Consider the following 26,859-nt stretch of genomic DNA (forward strand, 5'->3'; position numbering starts at 1 on the left):
TACCGTGAGGGACCACTGGCCGGCCCAGCCGCGGAGGTCCCCATGTCGCTTGCCACCCGTTCTCGTCTCGTCGCCTCGTCGCTGTTGCTGGTTCCCGCTCTAGGCGCCGCGGGCCCCATCCACGCCCAGGGCTTCTCCATCGACGACATCCTGAGCCCCGGCTATCCGGTGGAGATCGTCTCGGCCAGAGCAGCCGAGCGGATCGCCTGGATCGAGTTCGAGCGCGGCATGCGGAACGTCTACACGGCCGCGGCGCCGGATTTCGTGCCGCAGCGGCTGACAGACTACATGGCGGACGACGGACACGACCTCACCACCCTGCGCATCTCCGACGACGGGTCGGTGGTCACCTTTCTCCGCGGACACACGCCCAATCGCGAAGGTTGGATCGCCAATCCCGCCAGTGATCCCTTGGGCGCCGAGCGCGCGATCTGGGCCGCGAGCACAAGCGGGGGCCGCTCCTGGCGTGTGGTGGAGGCGTGGAACGCGGCACTCTCGCCGGATGGGCGCTGGGTGGCCTTCGACCGGGAAGGCGCCGTCTACCGTGCACCGGTCAATCCCGGACTCAGCGACCCCGACGCGCTCGATGCCACCCCTCCGCTTTTCAGCGTGTTCGGGGACAACGGCCAGCCGGTCTGGTCTCCGGACTCCAGGAAGATCGCCTTCGTCAGCCAGCGTGGAGACCACAGCTACATCGGCGTCTACGACACGGACCAGCCCGAGGTCAGCTACCTGGCACCCGGGGTTGATCGGGATTCCAGCCCGGTGTGGTCCCCGGACGGCACACGCATCGCCTTCATCCGGAGGCCCGGCCTGCCCTATGGGGCCGGTGCCGCCGGTCGCAACGCGGACGCGAGCGCGCTGCCGCCTGGCATCATGGACTCGAAGTTCGCCGGCGGCTACACCTGGTCCATCTGGGTGGCCGACGTGGCCACCGGCCAGGGTCGGGAGATCTTCCACAATCAACCGGGCGACGAGCTGCACGACGAGGTTCGGGAGATCCTCTGGGCCGGGAACCAGATCCTCTTCCAGGCCGAGCCCGACGGGTGGCGGCACTACTACTCCGTGCCGGCAGACCGCCCCTCCAACGAAGCGCGTCTGATCACGCCCGGGGACGGCATCGCCGAGCACATCTCCATCTCGAGTGACGGCGCGACGTTGTTCTACGCGACCAACGTGGGGGACATCCACCGCCGTCATCTGTGGAAGGTGCCCACTGCGGGCGGGACGCCCACGCAACTTACCCGTGGTGCCAGTGTGGAGACCTATCCGGCCGCCCTGGCCTCCGGTCGTCAGGTGGCAGTGCTCGGGGGCGGGCCCGCTCGCCCGCTCTCGGTGGCGCTGGTGCCGGCCAACGGTGGCGAGCCGCGCTTCGTCACGTCCTTACCCGAGCAGTTCCCACTCTCCCGGCATGTCATGCCCGAGAACGTGACGCTCGCCGCCGAGGACGGCTTCGAGTTCTACAACCAGCTCTTCCTGCCGCCCGACCTGAAACCGGGCGAGAAACGACCGGCCCTGCTGTTCATCCACGGCGGATCCCGACGCCAGATGCTGCTGGGCTATCACTACATGCACTTCTATCACATGGCCTACGCGATGAATCAGTACTTCGCGAACAAGGGCTACATCGTGATGTCGGTCAACTACCGGAGCGGCATCGGCTACGGCCGCGAGTTCCGCAATGCGCCCGGACGTCGGAACGAGGGCAACACCGAGTATCGGGACATCGAAGCGGTGGGCCGCTACCTGCAGGGCCGCCCGGACGTGGACGTCGAGCGGATCGGCGTCTGGGGGCTTTCCTACGGCGGCATCCTGACGGCGCAGGCGCTTGCTCGGAACTCCGACATCTTCAAGGCCGGCGTGGACATGGCGGGCGTGCACTACTACGGCTCGCTCGACCCCGAGAGCGTGGCCTGGCAGGCATCGTCGATCTCCCAGATCGACACCTGGACCTCACCGGTGCTCCTCATGCACGGCGACGACGACCGCAACGTGGACTTCTCGCAAACCGTGGGGCTGGTGCAGATGCTGCGTGCCCACCAGATCCCCTACGAGTTGATCGTCTTCCCCGACGACGTGCACGATTCGCTTCTCTACCGCCGCTGGCTCCAGGCCTTCGGGGCAACGGACGACTTCTTCGACCGAGCACTGATCCGGAAGGAACTGGCGTCGCGACCGTGAGTGGCGCCGCGCCTCACGGCGCACGGGACGCCTTCTTGCGGGCGGCCTGTGTACCGCTGGACGCCGCCCACGGGAGCGGCACGCTGGACGAGGCCGGCGCCATCCTGTCGGTCCATCCCGACCTCGCCACGCTCGACGACGTGCCGGTGGCCTGCGTGCTGGGGGACGCGCAGCGTGTCGCGCGGCTCATCGCCGCGGATGGGGCCGCGGTGCAACGCAAGGATGGGCCCCATGGGTGGGACGCCCTGACCCATCTGTGTTTCTCCCGCTACTTGCGGCTCGATCCAGCCCGGTCCGACGGATTCGTCGAGGCGGCCCGCGTGCTGCTGGACGCCGGTGCCGACGCCAACACGGGGTTCTACTCGGAGGAGCACCAACCCCACCCTGCGCGCGAGAGCGTGCTCTACGGAGCGGCGGGCGTGGCCCACCACCCAGCCCTGACCCGGTTGCTGTTGGAGCGGGGCGCCGACCCCAACGACGGGGAGACGCCCTACCACGCGCCGGAAGGCTACGACAGTCGCGCCATGCAGCTCGTCGTGGAGAGCGGCCGGCTGCACGCCGACGGGCTCACCACCATGCTGCACCGCAAGTTGGACTGGCACGACCTGGAGGGGGTGCGCTGGCTGCTCGACCATGGCGCCGATCCCAACCGGATGAGCGCCTGGGGTCGCCGGGCGCTACATCAGGCTGTGCTCCGGGAGTGCCCGCTCGACCTGATCGAAGCACTGCTTGAACGGGGGGCCGACCCTGCGCTTCCAGACGGTGAGGGGAGGTCTGCGCTGGAGGAGGCGGAGCGGCTGGGACGGGCGGAGGTGGTGCGGCTGCTGAACGGCTAGGAAGCTCGGCCCAGGTGGGGCTCTACGAAACGCCTAGTCCAGCGCCACCGTGCGGGCGTCGGTGATCTCCGGCACCTCGAGTAGGCGGGCCAGCACGCCGCGGCTCACCTCGCCGTCTACGGACACCGCCGCCAGCGCCTCCCCACCCTGGGCCAAACGCGCCTGGTGGTACTCCGCGATGTTGATGCCGAGCGAGCCCAGCAACGTGCCCACTTTGCCGATCACGCCTGGGACATCGCGGTTGCGTAGGATCAGCAGCGTGCCGGAGGGGCGCACGTCGACGTGGTAGGGACCGATGCGCACGATGCGCGAGTGGCCCCCGCCCAGCACGGCGCCGCCGATGCGCAGCTCCTCGTGCTCGGTCTCGAGCACGACTTCCAGGAACTCGGAGTAGTCCGGCCGGGAGGCCGTGCGCGAGCGCGCCACCTCGATGCCCCTGCTGGTGGCCAGGTGGCCGGCGTTGACGAAGTTGACCTGGTCGCGGCCGAGCACGTTCTGCAGGATCCCCGTCAGCACGGACTGGGAGAGCGGCCGCAGGGCGTCCTCGGAGCCCCCCGCATAGCGTACGTCCACGCGGCGCATGGCGCCGTTGGCAAGCGCGCAGGAGACCCGCCCCAACTTCTGGCCCAACTCCAACAGGGGACGCAAGCGCTTCAGCGTCTCGCCACCCACCGCGGGTGCATTGACCGCGCGCGTCAGGTCACCATCCAGCAGGGCCGCGCGCACGGCCTCGGCAATCTCGAGCGCCACGCGCTCCTGCGCCTCCGAGGTCGAAGCACCCAGGTGCGGAGTGAGCACCAGGTTGGGCGTGTCGCGCAGCGGGCTGTCGGGCGGCAAGGGTTCCGTCTCATAGACGTCGAGGGCGGCACCAGCCAACCGGTTGGCGCGCAGCGCGTCCGCCAGCGCGGCCTCGTTCACCACGCCGCCCCTCGCCACGTTGACGAGGATGGCGCTGGGCTTCATGCGCGCCAACTCGGGCGCGCCGATCAGGCCTCGGGTGGCGTCGGTGAGCGGCACGTGCAGGGACAGCACGTCCGCTTCGCGGAGGACGGTCTCCAGATCGCCCAGGCGTACACCCAGCTCCTCCGCACGGCGCTCACTCAAGTAGGGATCGTGCACGCGCACGCGCATCCCGAAGGCGATGGCGCGCTTGGCCACCTCACCACCGATGCGGCCTGCGCCCACCAGGCCCAGCACCCGGCCCCGCAGCTCGATGCCTTGGGTCTTGGCCCAGGTACCGGCACGCAATGCTTGATCGGCGGCCGGCACGCCGCGCGCCACCGCGAGCATCAGGGCCATGGTCAACTCGGCGGCGGAGATCGTGTTGCCCGCCGGTGCGTTGAGCACGGGAATACCCCGTTCGGTCGCAGCACCCAGATCGATGTTGTCGACACCCACACCGGCGCGCCCGATCACGCGCAGGCCCTTGGCCGCCTGGAGCAGCTCCGCGTCCACGTGGGTCTTGGACCGGACCAGCAGACCGTGGGCGCCCTCCAGCGCCGCGATCACAGCCTCCCGCGGGCCCTTGGCGTGCACGATCTCGAAATGGCCGTCCTCGGTCAGCGGCATCAGGCCCGACGCCGCGATGCCGTCAGCCACCACGATCCGGTAGGTGCGCCCCACGTTCTGCTCCCCGTCCCCCATTACGCCATCCCCCGCAGCACGGTGCTCAGATCCTCCAACAGTCGGTCGAGGGCCTCCGGTGTGTGATCACCCATGTGGCCGATGCGGATGGTCGTGGCCTTCAGCTTCCCGTATCCGCCGCCGATCACCCATCCCTTCTGCTTCATTCCGGTCACTACGGCCGGGCCCTCCATCCCGTTGGGCAGCGCCACGCAGGTGACGGTGGGTGAGCGGTACCCTTCCGGTGCGAGCACCGAGACACCGATGCCCTCCGCCGCCAGGCGCGCCACCCACGCGACCGTCTGGTCGCGCATGGTCTGGTGCCGCTGCCAACGTGCCTCCAGGGTCTCGGCCGCAATGCGCTCGAGCTGCCGATCGAGCGCATAGAACAGCGAGACCGCCGGCGTATTGGGTGTCTCCAGCGTCTCCAGTCGCTTGGTGAACTCCAACAGGTCGAAGTACACGCCTTTGCGAGTCGCGGTGGCCGAACGCTCCATCATGCGCTCGGAGGCCACTCCGAAGGCGAGACCTGGGGGCACGGCCAGAGCCTTCTGCGAGCCGGTCAGCACGAAATCGAGCTCCCAGTCGTCCGCGCGCACTTCCGCTCCACCGACGCTGGTGACCCCGTCGACCAGCACCAGAGCCTCGGGCGAGGCCGCACGGATCGCGGCGGCGATCGCCTGCACGGGGTTCAGCACACCGGTGGAGGTCTCGGAGTGTACCACGGTGACGGCTTCGTAGGCCCCGCCGTCGACGCGCGCACGCACCGCCTCCGGATCGTGCGCGGCGCCCCACGGAACCTCGAAGCGGTCCACGGCCAGACCACACGCTTCCGCGATCTCGGCAAACCGGGCCGAGAACGCACCGTTGACGAGCGACAGCACGCGCTGCTGGGCGCCGTTCCGCACGGCGGCCTCCATCAGTCCGGTAGCGGACGAGCTGCTGACGATGACGGGGCGCTCCGTGCGGAACACGTCCTTGAGTCCCGTCTGCAGACGCTCCATGAGCGTGCGGATGGCCCCGCCTCGGTGACCGATCATGGGCTGCGCCTGGGCGGCCAGCACATCGACGTGCACCTCGGTGGGACCGGGAAGGAAGAAGCGGCCCTCGCTCAGCAGGGACATCACCACTCGTACCCTTTCCATCGGACATAGTGGACGGTCTTGACCCCCGCTCGTTCGAGGATGTCGAGTCCGTCCCGCTTCCGATAGGCTTCCCTGTAGAAGACGTACGTGACGTTGGACTGCACCATCAACTTGGCGCACATGGAGCAGGGACTCGCCGTCACGAATGCCACCTTGTCTTTCAAGTCCCCCGGTGCCTTCACCAATGCGTTCATCTCCGAGTGGATGCAGCCGCACGCACCGGGGACGTCCGTATCACATTCGTTGGGGAAGCCACGCACATTTCCGTTGTAGCCGATGGCCACCACGTGCTCGAGAGAGGCGTCCGTCAGAACCGTGCCCACCTGCAGGCGGGCACAGGTGCTGCGTTTGGCCAACTCTTCGGCCATGCGCATGTAGACTTCGTAGAGAGGAGGGCGGTCCACCGTCCAGGCGGCCCGGGCCTCCGCGTCGAGTCCGCTCAGCAGATTGAGCGGGTGGTCGTTCTCCTCGACCAGATCGCGGCGGAGGGGGCGTTCCGTCATGGCAAGTCGGCAGGCTCCTCGGTGTGGAGGGCGCCGGTCGCGCTGTGCCGAGCGACCGGTCAGGTCAACGCGAGCTTCTTCTGGGTCTTCTTACGCTGATTGGCGTCCAGGACCCGCTTGCGGAGGCGCAGCCCATCGGGCGTGACCTCGATGAGCTCGTCCTCTTCGATGAACTCGAGCGCCAACTCCAACGTGAGCTTGCGTGGCGGCTCCAAGCGGATGTTCTCGTCGGCGGAGGCGGCTCGGATGTTGGTGAGCTTCTTGCCTTTGCAGACGTTGACGTCCAGGTCGCCCGGCCGCACGTGCTCACCGACGATCATGCCCGTGTACACAGGGTCACCAGGCGAGACGAACATGGTGGCACGCTCTTGCAGGTTGTAGAGCGCGTAGCCCACAGCCTCGCCCTCGCGGTCGGCCACCAACACACCTCGCTTGCGCCCGGGGATGATCCCGCCCCAGGGGCCGTACTCGAGGAAGTTGTGGTGCAGGATGCCCTCGCCCCGGGTATCGGTCATGAACTCGGACCGGTAGCCGAACAGCCCACGCGACGCCAACCGGAAGCGAAGCCGCGTGGCGCCGGAGTCCATGGTGCGCATGTCGGTCATCTCGGCCCGGCGCGAGCCCAGCTTCTCGATGACCACGCCGACGCTGTCGGACGGGACCTCGACCACCACTTCCTCGTAGGGCTCCATCCGCTCCCCGTTGGGCCCAGCCTTCACGACCACACGCGGACGGGACACCTGGAACTCGTAGCCCTCGCGCCGCATGGTCTCCATCAGGATGGTCAGGTGCAGCTCCCCCCGGCCCGACACCGTGAAGGTGTCGGTCTGATCCGTCTCCTCCACCCGCAGCGCCACGTTCTTCTCCAACTCGCGCATGAGGCGCTCCCGCACCTGGCGCGTGGTGACGAACTTGCCCGAACGCCCCGAGAACGGGGAGTCGTTGACCGTGAAGTCCACGGAGAGCGTGGGCTCCTCTACCTGGATGCCGCGCAGCCGTTCGGGGTGATCGGGATCGCAAAGCGTGCGGCCGATCTCGATGTCCTCCAGGCCGGCCAGCGCCACGATGTCCCCGGCACCCGCCTCCTCGATCTCCACCCGACGCAGTCCGTCGAATCCGTACAGGCGCATCACTTTGGCACGTTGGACCGACTCATCTTCCACCGGGCCGGGTTCACCATACTCGAGGAGCACGATGGGGTCGCCCACATGCACACGCCCACGCTCGATGCGCCCAATGGCCACCTGCCCCACGTAGGACGAGTAGTCCAACGTGGAAATCAACATCTGGAACGGTCCCTCTTCGTCCACTACGGGCGCCGGCACGGCGCGGATGATGGTCTCGAACAGCGGAGTGAGGTCCTTTCCCACCTCACCCGGCGCCAACGCCACCCAGCCCTCGCGGCCCGAGGCATACAGGAAGGGTGCATCCAGCTGCGCGTCGTTCGCCTCCAGATCGAAGAACAGCTCCAGGACCTCGTCGTGCACCGCGGCCGGGCGACCGTCGGCGCGATCCACTTTGTTGATGAGCACCACAGGCTGGAGACCGAGCTCCAGTGCCTTGCGGGTGACGAAGCGCGTCTGGGGCATGGGCCCCTCGGCCGCATCGACCAGCAAGAGGACGCCGTCGACCATACGCAGGATGCGCTCGACCTCGCCGCCGAAATCGGCATGGCCGGGCGTGTCGACGATGTTGATCTTCACGTCCTTCCACCGGACGGACGTGTTCTTGGACAGGATCGTGATGCCGCGCTCACGCTCCAGCGGGTTGGAGTCCATGACCCGCTCTTCGACCTGCTGATTGTCCCGGAAGACGCCTGCCTGGCGGAGCATCTGGTCGACCAGGGTGGTCTTCCCGTGGTCGACGTGGGCGATGATGGCGATGTTGCGAATGTCCATATGCGGCGAGCGACCAGGCTCGGGACTGCCCGGGAGCGGATCGCCGCGCCGTGGCACCCGAGCGACGAGGCCGCGTCGAGTCGGAGGAAGGGGAGAAGATAACCGAAACCCGGGGATTCGTGGGACCCGGGGCCGTTGCCCCCCCGGGACCTCCGCGGCAAGTTGGGAGCGGGGAGCCAGTTGGCCCGTCGCAGCCAGTTGGACGCCGCACCCCCGGCCCCTCTCACCGGTCTACGACCTATGGCGGACCAGCCAGTGCCCGAGTCGCAGAACTCCGGCCACGCCATCACCCGCGCTTTGCATGATCTGTCGGCTGGGGACACGGGCGCCCAGGACCGGCTCTGGGACCTCACCTACGAGGAGCTGTTCCGGTTGGCCGCCCGCCTGATGAGCCACGAGCGGACCGGCCATACCCTCTCCCCGGCAGACCTGATCGGAGAGCTTTGGCTCAAGCTCAAGGACCAGGACCGGATCACCTGGCGGGATCGGGCCCATTTCTACGGGGTAGCCGCCCGCGCCTGCCGGCGGATCCTGATCGATCATGCCCGCCGCCACCGAGCCCAGAAGCGGGGATCGGGGGCCGCCCGCGTCACCATCGACCGAATCCAGATCCAGACCGACGACGGGGCGGAAGAGTTGGTGGCGTTGGACCAGGCCCTGGAGCGGCTGCGTGAGCTGGATCCCCGCCTCTATCAGGTGGTGGAGCTCCGGTACTTCGGAGACCTGTCCGAGGAGGAGACGGCTCAGATGCTCGAGATCTCGACCCGGACCGTGCGCCGGGACTGGGTGAAGGCGAAAGGCTGGCTGCACCAGCAACTCTCCCCCCAAGCAACGCTGGACGGACCCGCCGCCCTCTCCGAATGAGCGGGCTCACGCCGGAGCGCTGGGAGCAGGTCTCGGCCATCCTGGACGAGGCCCTCGAGGTCTCCCCGGAAGAGGTCGCCCCCCTGCTGGACGCGCGCTGCGGCGACGACGCCGACTTGCGCCGCGAGGTCGAGCAGATGCTCGAAGCCTGCGCCAAGGCCGAGCACCTGATGGACCGCCCACCCGCCCTTTCCGTCAGGGGGATGATCTCCGGGGCAGAAAGCCGCGGGCAGATCGAGGTCGGCGATATCGTTGGCGCCTATCGCATCCTGGATCTATTGGGGCGTGGCGGAATGGGCGCCGTGTATCTGGCCGAGCGCGCGGATGGCGAGTTCGAGCGCCAAGTAGCGCTGAAGGTCGTCAAGCGCGGGATGGACTCCGAGGAGATCCTCGAACGTTTCCGGAGCGAGCGTCAGATCCTGGCGGGGCTGGAGCACCCCAACATCGCCGGGCTCCTCGATGGCGGCATCACCGCGGATGGGCGGCCGTTCTTCGCCATGGAGCTCGCGGTGGGCGAGCCCATCGACCAGTACTGTGACCGCCTGCGCCTACCGCTGGAACAACGCATCGAGCTCTTCGTGACCGTGTGCGAGGCCGTGCAGCACGCCCACCGCAACCTGATCGTCCATCGCGACCTGAAGCCCGGCAACATCATCGTCACCGAGCAAGGCGAGGTGAAGCTGCTGGACTTCGGCATCGCCAAGGTGCTCGATCCCAGCCAGGGCGCCGACCGCACACGCGCGTTGGGGGTGCGTTTGACCCCCGAGTACGCAGCGCCCGAACAGGTGGTGATGGGGCCCACCACCACCGCCACCGACGTGTATGCGCTGGGCGTGATCCTCTACGAGCTGCTGAGCGGCCAACGGCCGTACGTCTTCACGTCAGGCAGCATGCAAGAGATCGAGGACCTCGTCTGCAATACCGATCCACGCAGACCCAGTACACGCATCACGTTCCGCGACCCGGAGGCGAAGGAGGAGACCGGCGGGTTGCCACAGGCGAGCTGGCTGCGCTCCACCAATCCGGGTGCGCTGCGGCAACACCTCGCGGGTGATCTGGACTCGATCATCCTGAAGGCGATGGAGAAGGAGCCCGCCCGCCGCTACGGCAGCGCCGCGGAGCTCCGCCAGGATCTGCTCAACTTCCTGCACGGATTGCCCGTCGAGGCGCACGCCCAAACCGGACTGTACAAGCTGGGGAAGTTCATCCAGCGCAACCGCCTTGTGGTCGCGCTCGGCAGCGCCGCCTCATTGGCGTTGGTGGTTGGCGCAGGGTTGGCCACCGCGTTCGGGGTGGAGGCGCAGAAGCAGAGACGGATCGCCGAGGACCAAGCCGAACGCGCCCAGAAGACACAGGATTTCATGGTGTCCGTGTTGGAGAAGTTCGACCCCAACGAGACCGATGGGCGCGCGCTCAGCTCGAAGAACCTGGTCACGCGCGCTCTCGCGGAGCTGGACACCTTGAGCGGGCAACCGCTGCTCAAGGCCGGCAGCCTGAACGTTCTAGGGCAGGTGGCCTTCAACCTGGGGGAACGCCATCTGGCGGACTCCGTGTTCCGGATGAGCCAGTACATCCTCACCACGGACACCACCGACACGTCTCTCCTGGCGACGGCGCTCAGTTGGCGCGGGCGTCTGCTCAACGAGCGTGAGGAGCCGGAGGCGCTCGACTACCTGCGGCAAGCGATCGCGCTGCGGGAATCGGAGCCGGATCACGACGATCGACTGTTGGCAGCGGACTACATGGAGCTGGCTTTTGCGCTGACGGTATCGGCGAGTGCCGACGGGCGAACGGAAGACCAGAAAGCGGCGGAGCTTGCCGAGTCAGCGCTCTACCTGCAACAGGCGGCGAGCCTGCCGTTGAATGACCGACTGCGTGCTCGACGGCTCGAGTATCTCGGCGACCTCGCCTTCACGGACCGTGATGCCGCCGGAGCGCTTGAGCGCTACCGTGAGAGTCGTGACTTGCGAACGGCGGTGCTTCCTCCGAATCACCCTGAGCTGGGCCGTGCTTGGCTGGGGCTTGGTCACGCCTACCGGGCTCGCAATGATCCCGACAGTTCCCTGATCGCATTTCGTCGGAGCGCCGACATCTTTGAAAACGCCTACGGCGAGCGCCATCCGCTGTTGGGGAGCGCCGTGTACCAAACGGGGGCCACGTTGCGGGACGAGGGTCGCCAGACGGAGGCGGAGACGTTGTTCCGACGTGCGATCGAGGTTTCCGACCCCGCCGAACGCACCGAGGTTCGCACTCTCTGCGTCGCATACGAGGCGCTCGGCCGTCTTCTCTTCGATCAAGGACGCTGGCAGGCGGCAGAGGCGCCTCTTCGAGAGGCGATTCGCCTCCTACCCCAGTTTTCCCGATTGCGCCCGATCACCAACCGACCGCGCATTCTGTTGGCACGCATCCTCTCCGAGCGCGGCGACATAGACGAGGCCAGCGAGCTCCTGGGCGCGGTCCTGGCGGATACAGAGCCAGGAGACACGCGGCGTCGAGAGGCCCTCGAGCAGCTCGTTTCGCTGGAGTCACGCCGGGGCCGCTCGGAAGAGGTAGACCGCTATAGGGCGCTCCTGAACCGGGAGCCGGTGGCCGCGACCAACTAGTCGGCCAGGCGCCTGCGGCGGATCATCCGCCCGGCCGCAAGGTCAGTCCCAGCGAAAAGCTCCCCCAGGTCAGGTTGTCGCCAACACCCGTGCTGGTGCCGCCACCCGGCTGCAGGAAGACGGGGTCGTCGCGCTGCATCCAGTGCATCCGCGCCATGCCCCGCACGCCGACCGAAGAGGTCAGACGATACTCCGTGGTCACGGCGCCAGTCACATAGAGATTGGTTTGACCTTCGATTCCCCACGCGGGGATGCCATTCACGTTGGAGGACGGCTCACCATCCGTCTGTCGATGGATGCCGATGCCGCCGACGACATTCCAGGCCAGCCGCTCGCCTTGCAGCCCCGGCCAACGCCAGGTCGGGCGCACCAACAGTTGGAGATGGAAGGCCGTCCCGTGTGTCAGTCCCAGGCTTGCCTGTTGGGTCGCTCCTCCGCCGGCAGGGCCACCGTTGCCTCCGGTCGGTCCATCCCACGGCCATCCACCGGCCCGCGAGTACCCTGCCGAAAACCCGATGCCTCCACCCATCAGATCGACGTCCAACATGTCGACGCCGCCGGTGTTCAGGCAGGCCAGCGAGCTCTGGAAAGCCGAGAGTCCCCCGCCGAGCCCGATGTCGTACGCCGGGCTCTCCTCGTAGAACGTCAGGCCGGCCTGCAGCGTTACCTCGGGACGGCTGAAGTCGATGAAGCGCCGCCCGTCCTGCCGCTGCGCCTGCACTGCGTGCGGGAGAGCCAGAAGCCCCAACAGGACGGGCAATGCGTGTATGACCTTCGATCGTGCCGACATGGGGAACCGCCTCGGTCGATGGAGGGAGGGCTGCTGGACGACCCGGCAGCCATCGGATCTTTATTCGTGGACGAGTGCAGCCGCAATACGACGGTGGTCCGGCCGCCCCATCGAGTCCGCCCGGTGACGTGGTGAGGAAGCCCTCGCCTGGGGGGCTCGAGCGGGATTGCCGAGGCTGACGACTCCCACCCACCGGCTCCGAGATCGGTCACCGGGTCTTGCCAGGCGAGGGCCTTGGGGGGCGTGACGAACCGTCGGGTGTCCGCCACGCACTTCCGGACGCAGGAGCAGCGTCCCGGGAGGAATATCTCTGAGCGTGGCAGCGGTCCGTCCGCCCCCAACGCCGTGTGGCCTCCCTAGACCCTTCTGGTCACAGAAGCGCAAAACCCGGATGGGATGGGACACGCCGGGCCCAAAACGGCTCGGTTGGGCGGAAAAGACCGGCTATCCCTCGCCCGACGACGGGCCGGGGGTCTCGTCCCCTACCAGGGACTGGGCCACCGCAGCTCCGGCGATGTGGCCCGTGACATTGACCCAGGTACGAAACGCGTCCGGGATCCGGTCCACACCGAGCAAGACGCCCAAGCCAGCCAGCGGTGCACCCACAGCATCCAGCGCGGGCGCCAGCGTCATGACGCTGGCGCTGGGCACCGGAGCCACGGTGGCCGCCACGAAGAACGTGGCCAGCAGAGCACCGCCCAGGGCGGCCCAAGGCACGGGGACGTCGTAGAGGTAGGCGACGAACACCACGGCAGCGCCTTGGAAAAGCGCGCTGCCCGAGCGATTCAGGGAGGCCCCCAGCGGCAACACCAGTCGGGTGACGGCAGGTGAAAGGCTGAGGTTCTCCTCCGCGTCCTGGATCATGACCGGCAGGGCCGCCACGGAGCTCCCGGTCGCGAAGCCGACGACCTGCGTGCCCGTGGTGCCTCGCAGGAAGCGCAGCGGACCGATGCGACCCACGAAGGCGACGAGGGGCAGATAGACGAGCACCACGAAGATGGCGAGCCCCGCCAACACGGTCAGGATGAAGATCGCGAGCCCCCGCAGCAGTCCCCACCCGGTGGTGGCCGCCACCGGGGCAGCCAGCCCGAACACACCCACGATCCCGGTCATCAGGATCCAGTGAACGAGTTGGATGAGCGCCTGCGCCGCCGCGTCCGCCACGTCCACCAGCTTCTGCCGGCGAACCGGCTCCAGCGTGCCCGCTGCGGCTGCAAACAGAACCGTGAAGACGATGAGGGGAAGCAGCGTGCCGCTGGATGCCGCCTCGAAGGGGTTCCTGGGGATGAGTCGGAGCAGGAAGTCGACGATTCCGGGAAGCTCCGGCGCGGTGGCCTCGGCCGCTGTGGGGGCCGGGATCTGCGGACCCGTGAGCAGCACCAGCTTCATGAGGACCATGCCGGTGAGAATGGCGATCACCGTGGTGCCCCAGTAGAACGCCATCGCGATTCCACCGGCCCGCCCGACCTTGCGGAGGTTACCGAGCCGGGCCACTCCCACGAACACCACCGTCATCACCAGGGGAATGACCACCATCTGGATGGCGTTGACGAAGGCGGTGCCGAAAGGGCGCGAGCCCTCGGCGATAGCGATCAACAGGGGGCTCTGCGTCATTCCGGCCACCAGGCCGAAGGCCAGCCCCACCGCCAACCCGATCAGCATTCCGTAGCGCAGCAACATGGCGGCCCAAGGTAGGGCGATCGGGCGCCGGAGGCACGGAGCGCCCCGGAGGGCTCAGGAGAGCGGGATGCGCCTACGAACCCGTGGAGCCCGTGCCTGGCGGCCGCCTACGAATCCAGACAGGTCGGGGGATCGTGGGTGGGCTCGCTGAAGATCAAGAGGTAGCCGTCCGGATCGCGTACGGCGAACTCGCGCCGGCCATAGTGATAGACCTCGGGGCCCCACTCGGGAAGCGCCAGCGGCTCCACGCGCTCCAACAGCGCCAGGACGCCCTCGACGTCGAAGCGCAGGTCACCGGTGAACACGGGTCCGCTCATCAATCCATCCTGCTGCTCGGTATACAGCATCACCTGCACACCCCCGTGATCCACGAACCCCAGCGTCGGGGCCTTCTCGGGCCAGAGGAGAGCGAGCTCGAAGCCCAGGACCTCGGTGTAGAACTCGATCGAGCGATCGAGATCGCGGACCCTGAGCGATGGAGTGATGCCGGTGAAGCGGAACACGACGCCTCGACGGAAGCTCTGCACACGTGGGCGCCCCGCGTTCTCAGCGTCGCGGGGCTCGCGGTTCGCTTGAGCTAGGTGTCGGAGCGCGCGCCGGCAAGGACCCGGTGGCGAGGGCGTGTCGGGGCGCCGGGCACGTTCCCCGTGGAAACGACCGCACCCTCGTGGAGAATCCTGCGCAGGGTGTCGGGGTCCCATTCCGGCCACGGCGTAGGCACCCGCACCACGGGGGCATAGACAGCCTCCCAGAAGAGTGCGTCGTCCGCCTCGTCGGCGCCGCCGGCCGCCACGACCAGATCGACAGGGCGTGTCGGCCGAGGATCGTGGATGGCCAACGCCAGCGCCTCGTCGAACGTGCAGGGCACACCGGCGAGCTCCAGGATGCGGCGCGCCCGCTCGAACGCGCCCCGGGCGCTGTAGTCGATGCCGAGGCGTAGACGCGCGCGCCGGCACCCCGACGTCCGTTGCTCCACCCGCTGCAGGGCGGCCTTCAGCGACGGCGTCAGGCGGTCGCGCCGACCGATGACGCTGACGTTCACGGCGGCCCGCCGCAGCGCGTCCGCCTCGGCGCGCAGGTAGGCCGCGTAGTCGCCCAGGACCGAGGTGACCGTCTGCCCGTCATGTTCCCAGAGGCTCGGGGCGAGCGCGTACACAGTGACGGTGTGGACTCCGAGTTCCAGCGCCGTCCAGACTGCACGGCGTAGATTGAACAGAGCCCGCTGCTGCAGGCTCCCTTCCGAGTCTCCGCCCCTGCGCGGCCAGCCGGCGCTGTCTCCGAGCACGAGCGCCAGGTGGGCACCGCGGCGCGTGGGAGACAAAGCACTTGAAAGCATGAAGCTAGCGGGGGAGCGAGGGCAAAGGCTGGATGGTCATGGGTGTTCAGCGGGGATCGCGGCTAGCGGCGATCAACGCTTCCATGTGATGCAGGTAGCGCTCGAACGCAGCCCGGCCCGCGGCGGACAACCGGTACTCCGTGAGCGGCGTGCGGTCCTGGAAGGACTTGCGGCACTCCACATACCCAGCCTCTTCCAGCTTACGCGCATGCACGCTGAGGTTTCCGTCGGTCGTGCGGGTAAGCCGCTTGAGGTCGTTGAAGCTGAGTTCGTCCCCAGCCGCCAGGGCGCTGACGATGGCGAGCCGCGTGCGCTGATGGATCATGGGATCCAGCGCCGTCGTGGCTCGCCCAGGCTCCGCCTTGACGCGCTCCACCTCCCGGTCGCTCGTCGATTGCGATCGCTTGGATGCCGCGCTTCCCTTAGCCACCGTACCTCCGGGCGATGATCCAGCCGAAGACGAGATTGAGTCCCCCGAATCCTGCGGCCATGAACCAATCGCCGGCACTCACGGGCGCGAAGGCCGCGGCCGCGCCCAGGGCAAGGAAGCACGCACCCATCACGGGGACGATGCGGATGGAGAACACGCCCGCCGCCAACACCGCGGTTCCGTACAGGAGAAGCCATACGGCGGGCAGCAGATGTGCCTGACCCGCGAGGAACAGCGGACCGGTCAGGACCCCTCCCACCGCCAGCGAAGGCGCCAGGCTCAGCAGGAACTTGCGGCCCGGACCCGAGAGCAGCGGTAGATCGGCCGCCCGCGCCTTCTGGATGGTGCCCACCAGCGCGATGACGAAGGCCAGCACCGCCGCGACGATCCACACGCCCAGCCAGATGGCCGGATCGGACGCCTGGTGGGCCACGACAGCCGCCGCCAAACCCAGCACGCCCACGACCAGACCCCCGCGACCGGGGACGGCGGTGAAGCGGGTGGAACTCTCCATGGCCTGCCGAATGAAGGCCAGGTCGTCGAGCGCGCGCTCGTGTAGCCGGATCGACTCGGGTGCCGCCGGCTCCGGCACGTCGGGGCGGAAGCGAGCCGCCGCGTCGATGGTTCGACGCATGGATGGAGGATGGAGTTGGGAATGGAGCATGTCAAGTACTTTGTATTGTAGAGTAATCGCCACATCCCTCCCCCTCCACCATCTTCGCCTCCCGTCCGCGCCATCTCAGCCCAGTCGCCCCGCCATCCATGCAGCCACTCCGCGGCCTTCGCGTCGTCGACCTCTCGCAGAACCTGGCCGGCCCCTCCTGTGGACAGATCCTTGCCGACCTGGGCGCGGACGTCATCAAGGTCGAGCCGCTCGAGGGCGACGCGGCCCGGGCCTGGGGTCCGCCCTTTTGGGGTCCGGACAGCGCACTCTTCCACGTGGCGAATCGCGGCAAGCGTTCGCTGGCGTTGGATCTCAAGGATGCGGAGGGCATGGCCGCCCTCCGACGCCTGGTCACGAGCGCAGACGTGTTCCTGCAGGCGTTTCGGGCTGGGGTGGTCGAGCGGTTGGGGCTGGATTACGGCACGCTCCGCGAGCTCAAGCCCGACCTGATCTATGTGACGGTCTCCGCATTCGGACCGGAGGGTCCCCGCAGCCGCGACCCCGGGTACGACCCCCTCATGCAGGCCTACTCGGGACTCATGTCCATGACCGGGCAGCCGGGCTCGCCGCCGTCGCGCGTGGGAGCTTCGGTCATCGATGCGGGCACGGGCATGTGGGGTGCCATCGGCGTGCTGGCGGCGCTACGGGAACGCGACCACACGGGCGAGGGCACGCACGTCACCGTCTCACTCCTCGACACGGCGCTGGGACTGGTGTCCTACAAGCTCACGGGCTACCTGGCCGACGGACGCGTACCGGGCCCCATGGGGTCGGCGTTCGGATCGATCGCGCCCTATGAGTCGTTCCCCACCAGCGACGGCAGCGTGATGATCGCTGCGGCCAACGACGGCATCTTCCAACGCCTCTGCATCGCTTTGCAGCTGCCGGACCTGGCCCAGGATGCGCGCTACCAGACCAACCCCTCCCGTGTGGCCCATCGCGAGGAGTTGGTGCAGGCCATTGCGACGCACACGCGCGGGCTGAGCTCGATCGCGCTGATGGCGCGGCTCAAGGCGCACTCCGTGCCGTTCTCCCCCATCCACGACATGGCGCAGGTGGCCACTGACGAACAGGTGGCCGCCACCGGCATGCTGCGCACACCGGGGCATCCCCGCGTCGAGGGCTACCGCGACATCGCCTTCCCGGTGCGCTTCGATGGGGAGCGGCCCGCAGCCGAGGGGGCCCCACCGCTCATCGGCGAGGGGGGACGCGCGCTCCTCGAAGAGCTGGGCTACACATCCGCAGAGATCGATGCGCTCCTCGAGCGCCGCGTGCTGCACGTGCCGAACGGCACCGATTGAGGTGCGCGCCGGTTCGGCACGCCACCCGTAGGCTCCCCGCCGGGGAAGCTCTGCACCCGTAGGGCACCCCTAGGGCGTCTTGACCGGCGGCTGGGCCGCGTCCGGGTGAGCCTCCATCCAGCGATCCACCTCGGCATGGCGCGGGATGGGCGCAGTCGCGAGGCGGCTCAGATCGATCTGCCCCGCCATCGGATGCACTCGGGCCAGCGCGGGACGATCCTGGGTGACGATGGTGAGCAGCTTGTCCACCACGTCGTCAGGAAGCGTCTCCAACGCCACGATCCAATTCATCTGCGCCACGGTGAGCAGATCCGCTGCCTGCCCCGGATAGGCACCTGCGGGAATCACATCCCATGAGTAGTAGGGATGTTCCGCGATCAGCGCCGCAGCCGCCAGCGAATCCACCGCGATCAAACGCGCGTCGCCCGTGGTGGTGGCATCCAGCACGGCCGAGGCCGGATAGCCCACCGAGATGATGGCCGCATCGAGGGCCCGGTCCTTGAGGGCCGCCGCAGCTTCCGCAAACGACAGGTAGCGCACGTCGATGTCTTCGTAGGAGACCCCGTGCGCTTCCAACACCTGCTTGGCGATCTGTTCTGTGCCCGAGCCCGGCGGTCCCACCGCCACCCGTAGGCCCTTGAACTCGGTGATCGAGGATACGCTGCTCCCCGGTCCCACCAGGATGTGGGTCAGGTTGGCGTAGAGCGGCGAGAGCACGCGAAGCGCCTGCACTGGCTGGGGAAACGCCTCGGTGCCCCCGTGATAGGCTTCGTAGATCGTGACCGGCAACGCGAATGCCAGGTCCATCTGGCCATTCACCATGCGGTTCACGTTCTCGACAGAGCCCCCCGTGACCTCCGCCGTGTACTGCCGTGCCGAATCCGCCACCGAGAGTCGGCTGGCCAGCGCGCCACCGATCGGATAGTAGATCCCGCCCGTGCCGGCGGTCCCGATCGACATGAACTGGCGGCGTCCGCCCCCTTCCCCGCAGCCCTGCAGGGAGAAAAGGGCCAGCAGGAGGAGGGACAGGCGAACGCGTCCGGTCATTGGAAATCCCTGGGTGGTGAGCGGCTGGTGGGGCCAACGGAAACGGGCCGGGGCCCGGGCCTGCGCGTTGGGGAGGCCAGAATACCCGGCCAGCGCGCCCCCGACAACGGCGAACTCCAGCGAACCGCTGCCGGATGGCACAGAGTCAGGGACAGCGGCGGGGTGCAGCGACGTATCTGCTTGCAGCCGATGCCGTTCAACCAGGGTGTCGCAGACGCCCACCGACAGGAGCGCCCGCATGTTCCGCCGAATCGCCGTCGCCCTCGTCGTCACCGCCGGGTTTTCCGTGGCGTGTAGCGATCCCCACTCGCCGCCACTGGTCGGGGAGCTCGAAGTTCTGAGCGGGGACGGGCAGACCGGACGGGCCGGCGAGCCCCTCTCCCAGCAGATCGAGGTGAGGGCGCTCTGGGAGGACGGCAGCGAGGCGGTCTACTCGATCTGGGTGCAACTCGCTCAAGGGTCGGGCTTCGTGGATCTGGGGGGCGCGCAGGCGGGCGGCGAAGGGGTCACCGTAGCTGCGCCGGTGGGTCGAGCCCGCGTGCGTTGGACGCTGGGGCCCGAGTCGGGCGCCCAGCAGCTCCGCTTCTTCGCCGTGCGCGCCGACGGCGACACGGTCGCCGCCGTCGTCATGGCGACGGCCACGCCGTAGGGGCGCGTCGCAGTCCGCACCGAGCCGCCGGAACGCACGGTCCGGGCCCGAATGCGCGCACCTGAAATCGCGTTCCCGCTCGGTGCCGCGCTCCTGCTACCCCGGTCCCTCCAGGCCGTTTGGTAGATCCCGGCCACTCGTGCGTTCTTGTCCTGGAGCGCCGCCGAAGCCCCGGAGGCCGCTGTGATCCACGCTGCGAGAAGCATTTGATGCTGGACCGCATCCGACAGGGAGATGACTCCGCGCTGGAGGAGCTCGTCGAGCAGAGCTGGAGCGGGCTGCTCGGGCACCTGCGCCGTCTGCTGGGCTCAGCGGACCAGGCCGAGGACGCGGCCCAGGAGGCGCTCGTGCGACTGTGGGAACAGCGGGATCGTTGGAAAGCCGGCTCGGCGCGTGCCCTCCTGTTCCGCATCGCCCGCAATGTGGCCCTGGATCAGGAGCGGCGCCGGGCGGTGCGCACGCGCGCGCTCGCGCTGACTCGGGCCGCTCCCGCGGCCACTGCGGCTCCCCCAGACGATGTGCTGGCAAGCAACGAGGTGGAGCGGCGCGTGCACCAAGCGCTGAGCCGCCTCCCCGACCGCCGCCGCGCCGTGTTCGAGTTGGTGCGCTTCGGTGGCATGAGCTACCGCGAGGTCGCGGAAACGCTCGAGCTCTCACCTCAGACAGTAGCCAACCACATGAGCTTGGCGCTGTCCGACCTGCGCACGGAGCTGGTAGACCTGTTCGAGCGTCCGGGAGACGGCGGACGGGAAGCGAGGTCGAATGATGGATGAGCGGATCGTGCGTGTGCTGAGCGGCACCGCGACGGAGATCGAACAGCGACAAGTGGAGCGTTGGCGTGCCGAATCGGAAGCCAACGAGCGCACCTTCCAGGACGCGGCGAGCCTGTGGTCGCTGACCGGGCGCGTCGCCCCCCAGTCGGAGGTGGCGCTCCCCGATCTGGCGGCACTACGGGATGTGGCCGAGGAACGGCGCCGCAAGGCCGGCACGCGCGCGCTACGGCGACGGACGCTCACTTCCCCCTGGATCGGCTACGGCATCGCTGCCGCTGCAGTCCTGGCCTTCGTCGTGCTGCGTGCCGAGCGGCCCAGCCGCATCCCGCAGACGTCGCCGCTCTCCACGGTCGGATCGTCTGCCGGGACCGGCGACGTCACCACGCTCAATCTCTCGGACGGGAGCACCGTGCGCTTGGCCCGCTCCAGTCGGGTGGAGTTCCCGGCGCAACAGGGGCGGCGGGAGGTGGTGCTGGAGGGCCGCGCCTTCTTCGCGGTCGCCTCGGGCGAGACGCCGTTCGTGGTACGCACGGCGCTCGGTGAGGTCAGCGTGCACGGCACACGCTTCGAGGTCCGTGCCGCAGACGGAGAGCTGCGCGTCATCGTGATCGAAGGTGTGGTGAGGATCGAAGGCGGCGGCGCGTCCGTCGACGTCCGGCCCGGGCAGGTCGCGCACCTGATTCGCGGCGCGGTGCCGCGGGTGGTGGATGCAGACGTGTGGTCGCTGCTCGATTGGCCGAGCGGTCTTCTCGTCTTCCAGGCCACGCCCCTGCGCGATGTCGCTTCCGAAGTGGAACGGCAGTTTGGGCGGAAGGTCTCCGTGACACCCGCTGTCGAGGATCGGAGCGTCACTGCCTGGTTCGACGACGAGTCGCTGGACGAGGTGGTCAACGCGGTGTGTCTGGTGGCGGGCGTGCAGTGCTCGGTCGCCGATACGGCGGTAGTGATCGGACGCTGAGGGCGCGAGCGATGGCGCTCGGCCCCAAGTGGCCGCGGAAGGGTCCACGGAGTTGCGAGACAGCTCCCAGAGCGAAGACACGGGTGGAGGTGTGGCGGAGGATGGGCAGCAGGAGAGCAATGCGTCGCTTCGGTCTGGGAGTGTGTCTCGCAGCGCTGATCTGTGGTGAGACCCCCCGGGACGGCGCCGCACAGACCACGGGAGGCCCTCCCGTGCTGGATCGTGTAGCGGGGCTCGACATCGAGTCCCGTCCCCTCGGCGAGGCGTTGGAGGCCTTGCGGCGCAGCTCTGGCGTGGCGCTGGCCTACAGCCCCGACGTGGTGCCGCTCGATCGCGTCGTCTCGTGCACGTGTCGGGACGTCACGGTACGGGAGGCCTTGACGCGCATCCTCGATGGACTGGGCCTGCAGGTCCGCGCTGTACGCAACCAGGTGCTCATCGGTCGGGGAAGCGGTGGGGACGCGGCTACTGCCACGCTCGTCGGGCGGGTGCTCGAAGCCGGAACCGGCCGCCCGGTCTCGGCGGCTGAGGTCCGGATCCCACCGTCTCGCTCAGGGGTGCTCACCGGCGCCGACGGGCGGTTCCTTCTGAACGGCATCGCTGCCGGCACCCACGACCTGGAAGTCCGTGCGCTCGGGTACGAGTTGCACTCCCAACGCGTCGTGGTCGAGGTCGGCGACGCCGTGCCCCTGACGGTGGAGCTGGCCTACGCGCCCATCCCGCTGCGGGAGATGGTCATCGCGCCGGGTAGCTTCGGCGTCCTGGAAGCCAGCCCGGCCGTCACCGGTATCGCCGTCTCGCGAGAGGAGATCGAAGCCACGCCGCAGATCGGAGACGACGTGTTCCGTACGCTCAAGCGCATGCCCGGCGTGTCCACGGACGACGTCTCCACCCGCCTCAACGTGCGCGGGAGCACCGATCGCGATCTGCTCGTGCGGTTGGACGGGTTGGAGCTCTATGAGCCGTATCACCTGCGCGACCTGGACGGTGCGCTGGGCATCGTGGACGTGCAGACGCTGGGCTCCATCGACCTGATCACGGGCGGCTTTCCGGTGGAGTTCGGCGACAAGTCGGCAGGCGTCTTCGACATGCGCACCCGCAGCGCGCCCACCGAGGGCACCCGTACCACCGCGGGCCTCAGCCTGAGCTCCATCTCGCTCAGCAGCCAGGGCAACTTCGCGGACGGGCGAGGCCAATGGCTCACGTCCCTGCGTCGAGGCTTTCTACAGTACATCCTGGCCGCCGCCGATGTGGAGGACGACCTCGATCCGCGCTACTGGGACGTGTTGGGACGCGCCCAATACCTCGTCGGCGACGGCCATCTGGTTTCTGCCCAGGTCCTGCTGGCCGGTGATCAGATGGCGTGGTTCGACGACGAGACCGGCTCGCGCGTCGATAGCGATTGGTCCAACGCCTACGCCTGGCTGACGTGGAAGGCGGACGTGGGCCGGCGGGCGCAGGTGGAAACCCTCCTCTCCGCGGGAGGACTCAGTCGCGACCGCACCGGCTTGGTGGAGAATCCCAACCGGGGCGAGTTCACACCGCTCTCGGCGGACGTCTCCGACGTAGCGGACTTCCGCTTCGGCGGCCTCAAGCAGGACTGGCAGGTGGACCTGTCCGGAGACGTGCTCCTCAAGGCCGGGGCCGATCTGCGCTGGAGCGATGGTGACTACGACTACAGGAACCGCACGGCCCGCCTGGCGGTGAGCGCGGACAGCCGCTTGTTCGTCGCCACGGACTCGGCGGTCTACAACGCGGCACCGGACGGCACCGAGGTGGGCGCCTACCTCGCTCTGCGGGTGCGCCTGGGCGCGCGACTCAGTGCGGAAGCCGGGCTACGCTACGATCGCTGGAGCCATCTGGGCGCCGACGGGCTGGGACCACGGCTGTTGGCGCGCTGGGACCTGGGACGCGACACCAATCTCCGAGCCAGCATGGGTCGCTACTACCAGTCGCAGGGCATCCAGGACCTGGCCATCCAGGATGGCGAGAGCACGTTCAGCGCTCCGGAGCAGGTCGATCAGGTGGCCGCGGGAGTCGAGCATCGCCTCGGAGGGGGATACACGGTCCGACTCGAAGGCTACTGGAAGTCGGTGCATGACCCCCGACCGATCTGGGTCAACCTCTCGCGCGAGATCAATCCGATCGCGGAGGTGGAGGCGGATCGCTCGCGGCTGCTCCCCGAGGCGGGCCGCGCGCGTGGTGTGGAGGCAATCGTCACGCGTGACGGCACCGGTAGCCTGTCCTGGTCGCTCAGCTACGCGCTGTCGCGTGCCGAGGACCGCCTGGACGGGCGATGGACACCCCGCGTGCTCGACCAGACGCACGCATTCAACGCGCGCTTCGCCTACGACATCCGGCCCGGCTGGCAGTTCAGCGGATCGTGGCAGTATCACACCGGCTGGCCGTTCACCGAACAGATCCTCGACGTGGTGGTGGCCGAGTCCGAGGACGGCAGTGAGCTGGTCGAGGTGATCGAGCGAGGGTTCGGGCCCATCAACGCGGGCCGGCTCCCCGCCTACCACCGGTTGGATCTGCGCATGACACGGGCGTTCCAGTTCGAACGCAGCAGGCTCGAGGTGTTCCTGGACGTCTTCAACGTCTACAACCGCGAGAACCTGCGCGGCTACGAGTGGTTTCTGCGGCCCAGCGCCGGCGTGTTGCGAGCCACGCGCGATCCGGGAGAAGGGCAGCTACCTCGCCTGCCGACGCTGGGGCTGCGCTGGGTGTTCTAGCGAAGGGGCACAGCGCGCTGTCCGGTCGACCCCCGGGTTTGCGCCTCAGGAGATGACCGCTCACGCGGCCGACGACCTTACCCGCCGGGCTCGGCCGGAGCTTGCGCCAACGACCCCCCTTTTGGCGCGGTTCGCCCCACCGTTCCCGACGCCAACCACACCCCAACGCAAGGTGGACGGTCGTCTCCCCCTCGCGTTCCTGCCTGTATCCAGAGGGGGCATCCATGGCAAAGAAGACCGGCCCGACCGCCGACGTAGCCCGCATCCACGAGCCCGGAGCCATCAACTCCATCGAGCTCGTCCCGCGCGAGCGCCTGAACCTCCGGGCGCTGCTGGTGGGGAACCCGAACTACTTCGGCACACTGAAGGACAGCCCGTTCGCGCCCAAGGCGAGCGTGGCGGGGAACACGACCTACGAAGAGATCAAATGCGTAGGGTTCCATCCGCAGGCGCACAAGCTGCAAGCCGTGGTGTTCACCAAGCAGCCCTTCGGGTTCCTTGGTGGCGTCTGCACGGCCGGCTCACAGGAGTACGTCCGCTTCTACCTGTCCTTCGACAACGGCGCCAGCTGGGTCGATCAGGGCCTCACGCAGTTCTCCGCCTACGACGTGCCCGGTGGCACGACGGGCGGCAAGCGCATCGAGCACGCAGTGAGCATCGATTGCACGCCGCCCGCCAAGTGGTGCACGGTTCCCAACGTCATCCTGGCACGCGCCATTCTCGAGTGGAACAAGGAGCCGCCTGCCAATACCCCCGGCCACATTCCGGTATGGGGCAACGTCCATGATACCCACATCCAGGTCGACCCGCGCTGGCTGATCAAGTGGGTGGAGCTCTTCGAGCTGGCCAAGGTCAAGTTCAACGCACCTCTGGCCCAGTCCATCGATTTGGAGCAGACCGTGGAAGCGGCTCCCGCCAAGGCCTTGTCGGTGCTGGAGCTTCAAGAGCTGTACCTGGACAAGGGTGTGGAGCCGCACCGCTTCGCCTTGGCGGAGATCACGAAGCTGATCGACACTCCAGAGCTGACGGCCGCCGTAACGCACCCCTTCCATCTGGGTCCCAAGGGGCCGTTCAAGTTCGACGTCTCCGACGTGGTGGAGACGCTTCTGCAGCAGGCGGACGGCAGCACGGTCTACGAGGAGCTGGACTGCGTGGGGCTCCGCTCGTCGGGGCTATCGGACGAACTGGTCGCAGTGTTGCGCCTGAAGCGGCCCTATGGATTCTCGGGGGGTCCCTGCACCGCGGGCAGCCGCGAGTACGTCACGTTCTGGGCCGACTTCGACAACAACGGCACCTTCGAGACGTGCCTCGGCACGGCGTCCGTCGGGGTGTACGACCTGGACGTACCGCCGGAAGGTCTCGAGTACTCGGTTTCTCTGCCGGTGGACCTGAATCCCTACCGAAGGCCGTGCCAGGAGGGCCCGCGCGTCGTGCCGATCCGCGCGATCCTCTCGTGGAACCAGATCCCAGCCTGTGGTAATCCCAACTGGGTCCCGACCTGGGGCAATCGTGAAGAGACCCTCATCCTGATTCCGCCGGGCACCCCCGTTCAACCAGGCCAGTACAACCCGTTTCTGTACGACATTTCTGGAAGGGCGGTGTGCTCCATCGACCAGGGCAGTGGCATGGCTGCTGTAGGACATCCTTTCGGGGGTGTCCTCTGCATCACCGGTGAGATTCCGGCTGCCCTGGCGCTGGCTGCGCCGGACCTCCTCGAGTACCGCGTGTGGGCGACCCAGGGGTCGTCGACGCTCCCGATCGTCAGTCCCTTCAACGTGACCGTCGAAGAGGGAACGGGTCCGGGCACGGCGGTCAGCTACTCCGTTCACCAGACCGCTCCGACCGGTTGGTTCACCTACCGCGAACACGGCTCGCCCGCGTTGGGCGCATGGCGACGGGTGTCGAGCCCCAATCGACTGTTGGCACGCTGGAATACGAGCGGACTGACGGGCCTGTGGACGATCCATGTGGAGGCACGCATGGCCGGCACGACCGCGCCCGTGTTCTCGGCCGGGCTCACCACGTGCTTGGCGGACGGCACGACCCGCTCGAGCGTCAAGGTGGCGCTCGATCAAGAGCCGCCGGTCGCCGCCGTCGATCTGACCGGGTACTCGGACGCGACCGGGTTCCACGCTGCGCTGCCGTGTGGCGATATCAGTCAAGGCGTCGCGGTGCACGGGACGTTCGACATCACGGACAACGTCGGGGTGGGGAGCTACGGCCTCGTGCTCGAACCGCTCCCCGTCGGCACCGTCTCGACGGACTACCTGACGTTCACGCAGAGCGGCGCCTCGACCCCCACCCACGTGTCTGGCGACTGGACGCTGCAGACCGCACCGGCGGGCAAGCCACCGCTACCGACGTGCGGCTATGTCATCCATTTGACAGCCTGGGACGGCACGATCGTGGGGTGCGGCACCCATTGGCGGGATGATGCCACGGTGGGCTTCTGCCTGCGCTCGCCTCAGGAGGGCTGACGGCACCCGTACCGGAAGCCGAAGGTCGGAGTCGGACCGCCCGTTCGGGTGGTCCGGCTCCGGCCGGGCCCGGGGCGCGCCGGGTCCATTGTGCCACGCCTCGGTGGCGGCCGGGGCCAACGCAGGAGGGCGGCATGTCGTGCTGTGGAGGTCGACGCTACTCAACGCCTGGGGCACCGGCCGCCGCGCCGGGCGGGCCCGTTCAGTTCGAGTTCCGCGGGACAGGATCGCTTACGCTCTACGGACGGGTCACCGGTCGGCGCTATCACTTCCCGGGGCCCGGCTCGCGCGTTCTGGCCGATCCACGCGACGCTCGTTCGCTGCAGGTCATCGCAGAGATCGAAGCGATCCGCCACGCCTGAGGGA

General features: G+C 68.2%; 22 protein-coding genes. 11 read left to right on the top strand and 11 right to left on the bottom strand.

What is annotated here, in order from left to right:
• Nucleotides 1–42 precede the first annotated feature (42 nt).
• Together R3E10_14680 and R3E10_14685 are read left to right on the top strand one after the other, a co-directional pair.
• Nucleotides 43–2,181, top strand: coding sequence for a prolyl oligopeptidase family serine peptidase (locus tag R3E10_14680; protein MEZ4416994.1), 2,139 nt, complete (start codon nt 43–45; stop codon nt 2,179–2,181).
• Nucleotides 2,178–3,017 (top strand): ankyrin repeat domain-containing protein, encoded by an 840-nt coding sequence (locus R3E10_14685; protein ID MEZ4416995.1) that lies wholly within the window; start codon nt 2,178–2,180, stop codon nt 3,015–3,017. Before R3E10_14680 ends, R3E10_14685 begins: the two co-directional genes overlap by 4 nt.
• Nucleotides 3,018–3,050: 33 nt before the next feature.
• Here R3E10_14685 and serA read toward each other — a convergent pair whose 3' ends face one another.
• Genes serA through typA form a run of 4 tightly spaced genes read right to left on the bottom strand, consistent with a single transcriptional unit; the run spans nt 3,051 to nt 8,186 of the window.
• On the bottom strand, nt 3,051–4,661 hold the full coding sequence (gene serA / locus R3E10_14690; GenBank protein MEZ4416996.1) for a phosphoglycerate dehydrogenase: 1,611 nt from the start codon (nt 4,659–4,661) through the stop codon (nt 3,051–3,053).
• A complete protein-coding gene (locus R3E10_14695) occupies nt 4,661–5,764 on the bottom strand; it encodes an alanine--glyoxylate aminotransferase family protein (GenBank protein ID MEZ4416997.1) in 1,104 nt (367 codons plus the stop codon). The genes serA and R3E10_14695 overlap by 1 nt, the downstream gene beginning before the upstream one ends.
• Nucleotides 5,764–6,288 carry a deaminase gene (locus R3E10_14700; protein MEZ4416998.1) on the bottom strand — a complete coding sequence of 175 codons (525 nt, stop codon included), beginning with the start codon at nt 6,286–6,288 and terminating at the stop codon, nt 5,764–5,766. Before R3E10_14700 ends, R3E10_14695 begins: the two co-directional genes overlap by 1 nt.
• A gap of 59 nt (nt 6,289–6,347) precedes the next feature.
• Nucleotides 6,348–8,186: a translational GTPase TypA gene (gene typA / locus R3E10_14705; GenBank protein MEZ4416999.1), complete on the bottom strand. Its 1,839-nt coding sequence runs from the start codon at nt 8,184–8,186 to the stop codon at nt 6,348–6,350.
• Nucleotides 8,187–8,441: 255 nt separating this feature from the next.
• Here typA and R3E10_14710 point away from each other — a divergent pair, with 255 nt between their 5' ends.
• Nucleotides 8,442–9,050 (top strand): ECF-type sigma factor, encoded by a 609-nt coding sequence (locus R3E10_14710; protein MEZ4417000.1) that lies wholly within the window; start codon nt 8,442–8,444, stop codon nt 9,048–9,050.
• A complete protein-coding gene (locus R3E10_14715; protein ID MEZ4417001.1) occupies nt 9,047–11,653 on the top strand; it encodes a protein kinase in 2,607 nt (868 codons plus the stop codon). The genes R3E10_14710 and R3E10_14715 overlap by 4 nt, the downstream gene beginning before the upstream one ends.
• 22 nt (nt 11,654–11,675) lie before the next feature.
• On the opposite strand, the gene R3E10_14720 is transcribed toward R3E10_14715, so the two are convergent.
• The 6 genes from R3E10_14720 to R3E10_14745 all read right to left on the bottom strand — a co-directional run bounded on the left by R3E10_14720 (nt 11,676) and on the right by R3E10_14745 (nt 16,523).
• The gene (locus R3E10_14720) at nt 11,676–12,443 is read right to left on the bottom strand and encodes a hypothetical protein (protein MEZ4417002.1); all 768 of its coding nucleotides are present in this window, start codon (nt 12,441–12,443) and stop codon (nt 11,676–11,678) included.
• A gap of 444 nt (nt 12,444–12,887) precedes the next feature.
• Nucleotides 12,888–14,123, bottom strand: coding sequence for a dicarboxylate/amino acid:cation symporter (locus tag R3E10_14725; GenBank protein ID MEZ4417003.1), 1,236 nt, complete (start codon nt 14,121–14,123; stop codon nt 12,888–12,890).
• A gap of 107 nt (nt 14,124–14,230) precedes the next feature.
• Nucleotides 14,231–14,626 carry a VOC family protein gene (locus tag R3E10_14730; GenBank protein ID MEZ4417004.1) on the bottom strand — a complete coding sequence of 132 codons (396 nt, stop codon included), beginning with the start codon at nt 14,624–14,626 and terminating at the stop codon, nt 14,231–14,233.
• 74 nt (nt 14,627–14,700) lie between these two features.
• Nucleotides 14,701–15,444, bottom strand: coding sequence for an undecaprenyl diphosphate synthase family protein (locus tag R3E10_14735; GenBank protein ID MEZ4417005.1), 744 nt, complete (start codon nt 15,442–15,444; stop codon nt 14,701–14,703).
• A gap of 61 nt (nt 15,445–15,505) precedes the next feature.
• Nucleotides 15,506–15,889, bottom strand: coding sequence for a transcriptional regulator (locus R3E10_14740; GenBank protein ID MEZ4417006.1), 384 nt, complete (start codon nt 15,887–15,889; stop codon nt 15,506–15,508).
• Complete coding sequence (locus R3E10_14745; protein MEZ4417007.1) at nt 15,882–16,523, bottom strand: hypothetical protein; 642 nt, start codon at nt 16,521–16,523, stop codon at nt 15,882–15,884. The genes R3E10_14740 and R3E10_14745 overlap by 8 nt, the downstream gene beginning before the upstream one ends.
• A 128-nt stretch (nt 16,524–16,651) precedes the next feature.
• On the opposite strand from R3E10_14745, the gene R3E10_14750 reads away from it, so the two are divergent.
• Nucleotides 16,652–17,854, top strand: a complete 1,203-nt coding sequence (locus R3E10_14750) for a CoA transferase (GenBank protein MEZ4417008.1) — start codon at nt 16,652–16,654, stop codon at nt 17,852–17,854.
• Between the two features lie 69 nt (nt 17,855–17,923).
• Here R3E10_14750 and R3E10_14755 read toward each other — a convergent pair whose 3' ends face one another.
• Nucleotides 17,924–18,901, bottom strand: a complete 978-nt coding sequence (locus R3E10_14755) for a TAXI family TRAP transporter solute-binding subunit (GenBank protein ID MEZ4417009.1) — start codon at nt 18,899–18,901, stop codon at nt 17,924–17,926.
• A 238-nt stretch (nt 18,902–19,139) separates the two neighbouring features.
• On the opposite strand from R3E10_14755, the gene R3E10_14760 reads away from it, so the two are divergent.
• The 6 genes from R3E10_14760 (at nt 19,140) to R3E10_14785 (ending at nt 26,855) form a co-directional block, all read left to right on the top strand.
• The gene (locus tag R3E10_14760) at nt 19,140–19,550 is read left to right on the top strand and encodes a hypothetical protein (GenBank protein MEZ4417010.1); all 411 of its coding nucleotides are present in this window, start codon (nt 19,140–19,142) and stop codon (nt 19,548–19,550) included.
• A gap of 209 nt (nt 19,551–19,759) precedes the next feature.
• Nucleotides 19,760–20,323: a sigma-70 family RNA polymerase sigma factor gene (locus tag R3E10_14765; protein ID MEZ4417011.1), complete on the top strand. Its 564-nt coding sequence runs from the start codon at nt 19,760–19,762 to the stop codon at nt 20,321–20,323.
• The gene (locus R3E10_14770; GenBank protein MEZ4417012.1) at nt 20,313–21,281 is read left to right on the top strand and encodes a FecR domain-containing protein; all 969 of its coding nucleotides are present in this window, start codon (nt 20,313–20,315) and stop codon (nt 21,279–21,281) included. Before R3E10_14765 ends, R3E10_14770 begins: the two co-directional genes overlap by 11 nt.
• A gap of 119 nt (nt 21,282–21,400) precedes the next feature.
• The gene (locus tag R3E10_14775) at nt 21,401–24,016 is read left to right on the top strand and encodes a TonB-dependent receptor (protein MEZ4417013.1); all 2,616 of its coding nucleotides are present in this window, start codon (nt 21,401–21,403) and stop codon (nt 24,014–24,016) included.
• 224 nt (nt 24,017–24,240) lie between these two features.
• Complete coding sequence (locus tag R3E10_14780; GenBank protein MEZ4417014.1) at nt 24,241–26,493, top strand: hypothetical protein; 2,253 nt, start codon at nt 24,241–24,243, stop codon at nt 26,491–26,493.
• Nucleotides 26,494–26,627: 134 nt separating this feature from the next.
• Entirely contained in the window at nt 26,628–26,855 is a 228-nt protein-coding gene (locus tag R3E10_14785) for a hypothetical protein (protein ID MEZ4417015.1), read from the top strand.
• Nucleotides 26,856–26,859 lie beyond the last annotated feature (4 nt).

The sequence above is a fragment of the Gemmatimonadota bacterium genome (assembly GCA_041390105.1).
In the GTDB taxonomy this organism is placed as follows: domain Bacteria; phylum Gemmatimonadota; class Gemmatimonadetes; order Longimicrobiales; family Gaopeijiaceae; genus JAGQIF01.

Excerpts from the sequence above, each read along its gene's own strand:
- R3E10_14680 (MEZ4416994.1), top strand. The coding sequence starts at position 43 with ATGTCGCTTGCCACCCGTTCTCGTCTCGTCGCCTCGTCGCTGTTGCTG.
- serA (MEZ4416996.1), bottom strand. The coding sequence starts at position 4,661 with ATGGGGGACGGGGAGCAGAACGTGGGGCGCACCTACCGGATCGTGGTG.
- R3E10_14695 (MEZ4416997.1), bottom strand. The coding sequence starts at position 5,764 with ATGTCCCTGCTGAGCGAGGGCCGCTTCTTCCTTCCCGGTCCCACCGAG.
- R3E10_14700 (MEZ4416998.1), bottom strand. The coding sequence starts at position 6,288 with ATGACGGAACGCCCCCTCCGCCGCGATCTGGTCGAGGAGAACGACCAC.
- typA (MEZ4416999.1), bottom strand. The coding sequence starts at position 8,186 with ATGGACATTCGCAACATCGCCATCATCGCCCACGTCGACCACGGGAAG.
- R3E10_14715 (MEZ4417001.1), top strand. The coding sequence starts at position 9,047 with ATGAGCGGGCTCACGCCGGAGCGCTGGGAGCAGGTCTCGGCCATCCTG.
- R3E10_14720 (MEZ4417002.1), bottom strand. The coding sequence starts at position 12,443 with ATGTCGGCACGATCGAAGGTCATACACGCATTGCCCGTCCTGTTGGGG.
- R3E10_14725 (MEZ4417003.1), bottom strand. The coding sequence starts at position 14,123 with ATGTTGCTGCGCTACGGAATGCTGATCGGGTTGGCGGTGGGGCTGGCC.
- R3E10_14745 (MEZ4417007.1), bottom strand. The coding sequence starts at position 16,523 with ATGCGTCGAACCATCGACGCGGCGGCTCGCTTCCGCCCCGACGTGCCG.
- R3E10_14750 (MEZ4417008.1), top strand. The coding sequence starts at position 16,652 with ATGCAGCCACTCCGCGGCCTTCGCGTCGTCGACCTCTCGCAGAACCTG.
- R3E10_14755 (MEZ4417009.1), bottom strand. The coding sequence starts at position 18,901 with ATGACCGGACGCGTTCGCCTGTCCCTCCTCCTGCTGGCCCTTTTCTCC.
- R3E10_14760 (MEZ4417010.1), top strand. The coding sequence starts at position 19,140 with ATGTTCCGCCGAATCGCCGTCGCCCTCGTCGTCACCGCCGGGTTTTCC.
- R3E10_14765 (MEZ4417011.1), top strand. The coding sequence starts at position 19,760 with ATGCTGGACCGCATCCGACAGGGAGATGACTCCGCGCTGGAGGAGCTC.
- R3E10_14770 (MEZ4417012.1), top strand. The coding sequence starts at position 20,313 with ATGATGGATGAGCGGATCGTGCGTGTGCTGAGCGGCACCGCGACGGAG.
- R3E10_14775 (MEZ4417013.1), top strand. The coding sequence starts at position 21,401 with ATGCGTCGCTTCGGTCTGGGAGTGTGTCTCGCAGCGCTGATCTGTGGT.
- R3E10_14780 (MEZ4417014.1), top strand. The coding sequence starts at position 24,241 with ATGGCAAAGAAGACCGGCCCGACCGCCGACGTAGCCCGCATCCACGAG.
- R3E10_14785 (MEZ4417015.1), top strand. The coding sequence starts at position 26,628 with ATGTCGTGCTGTGGAGGTCGACGCTACTCAACGCCTGGGGCACCGGCC.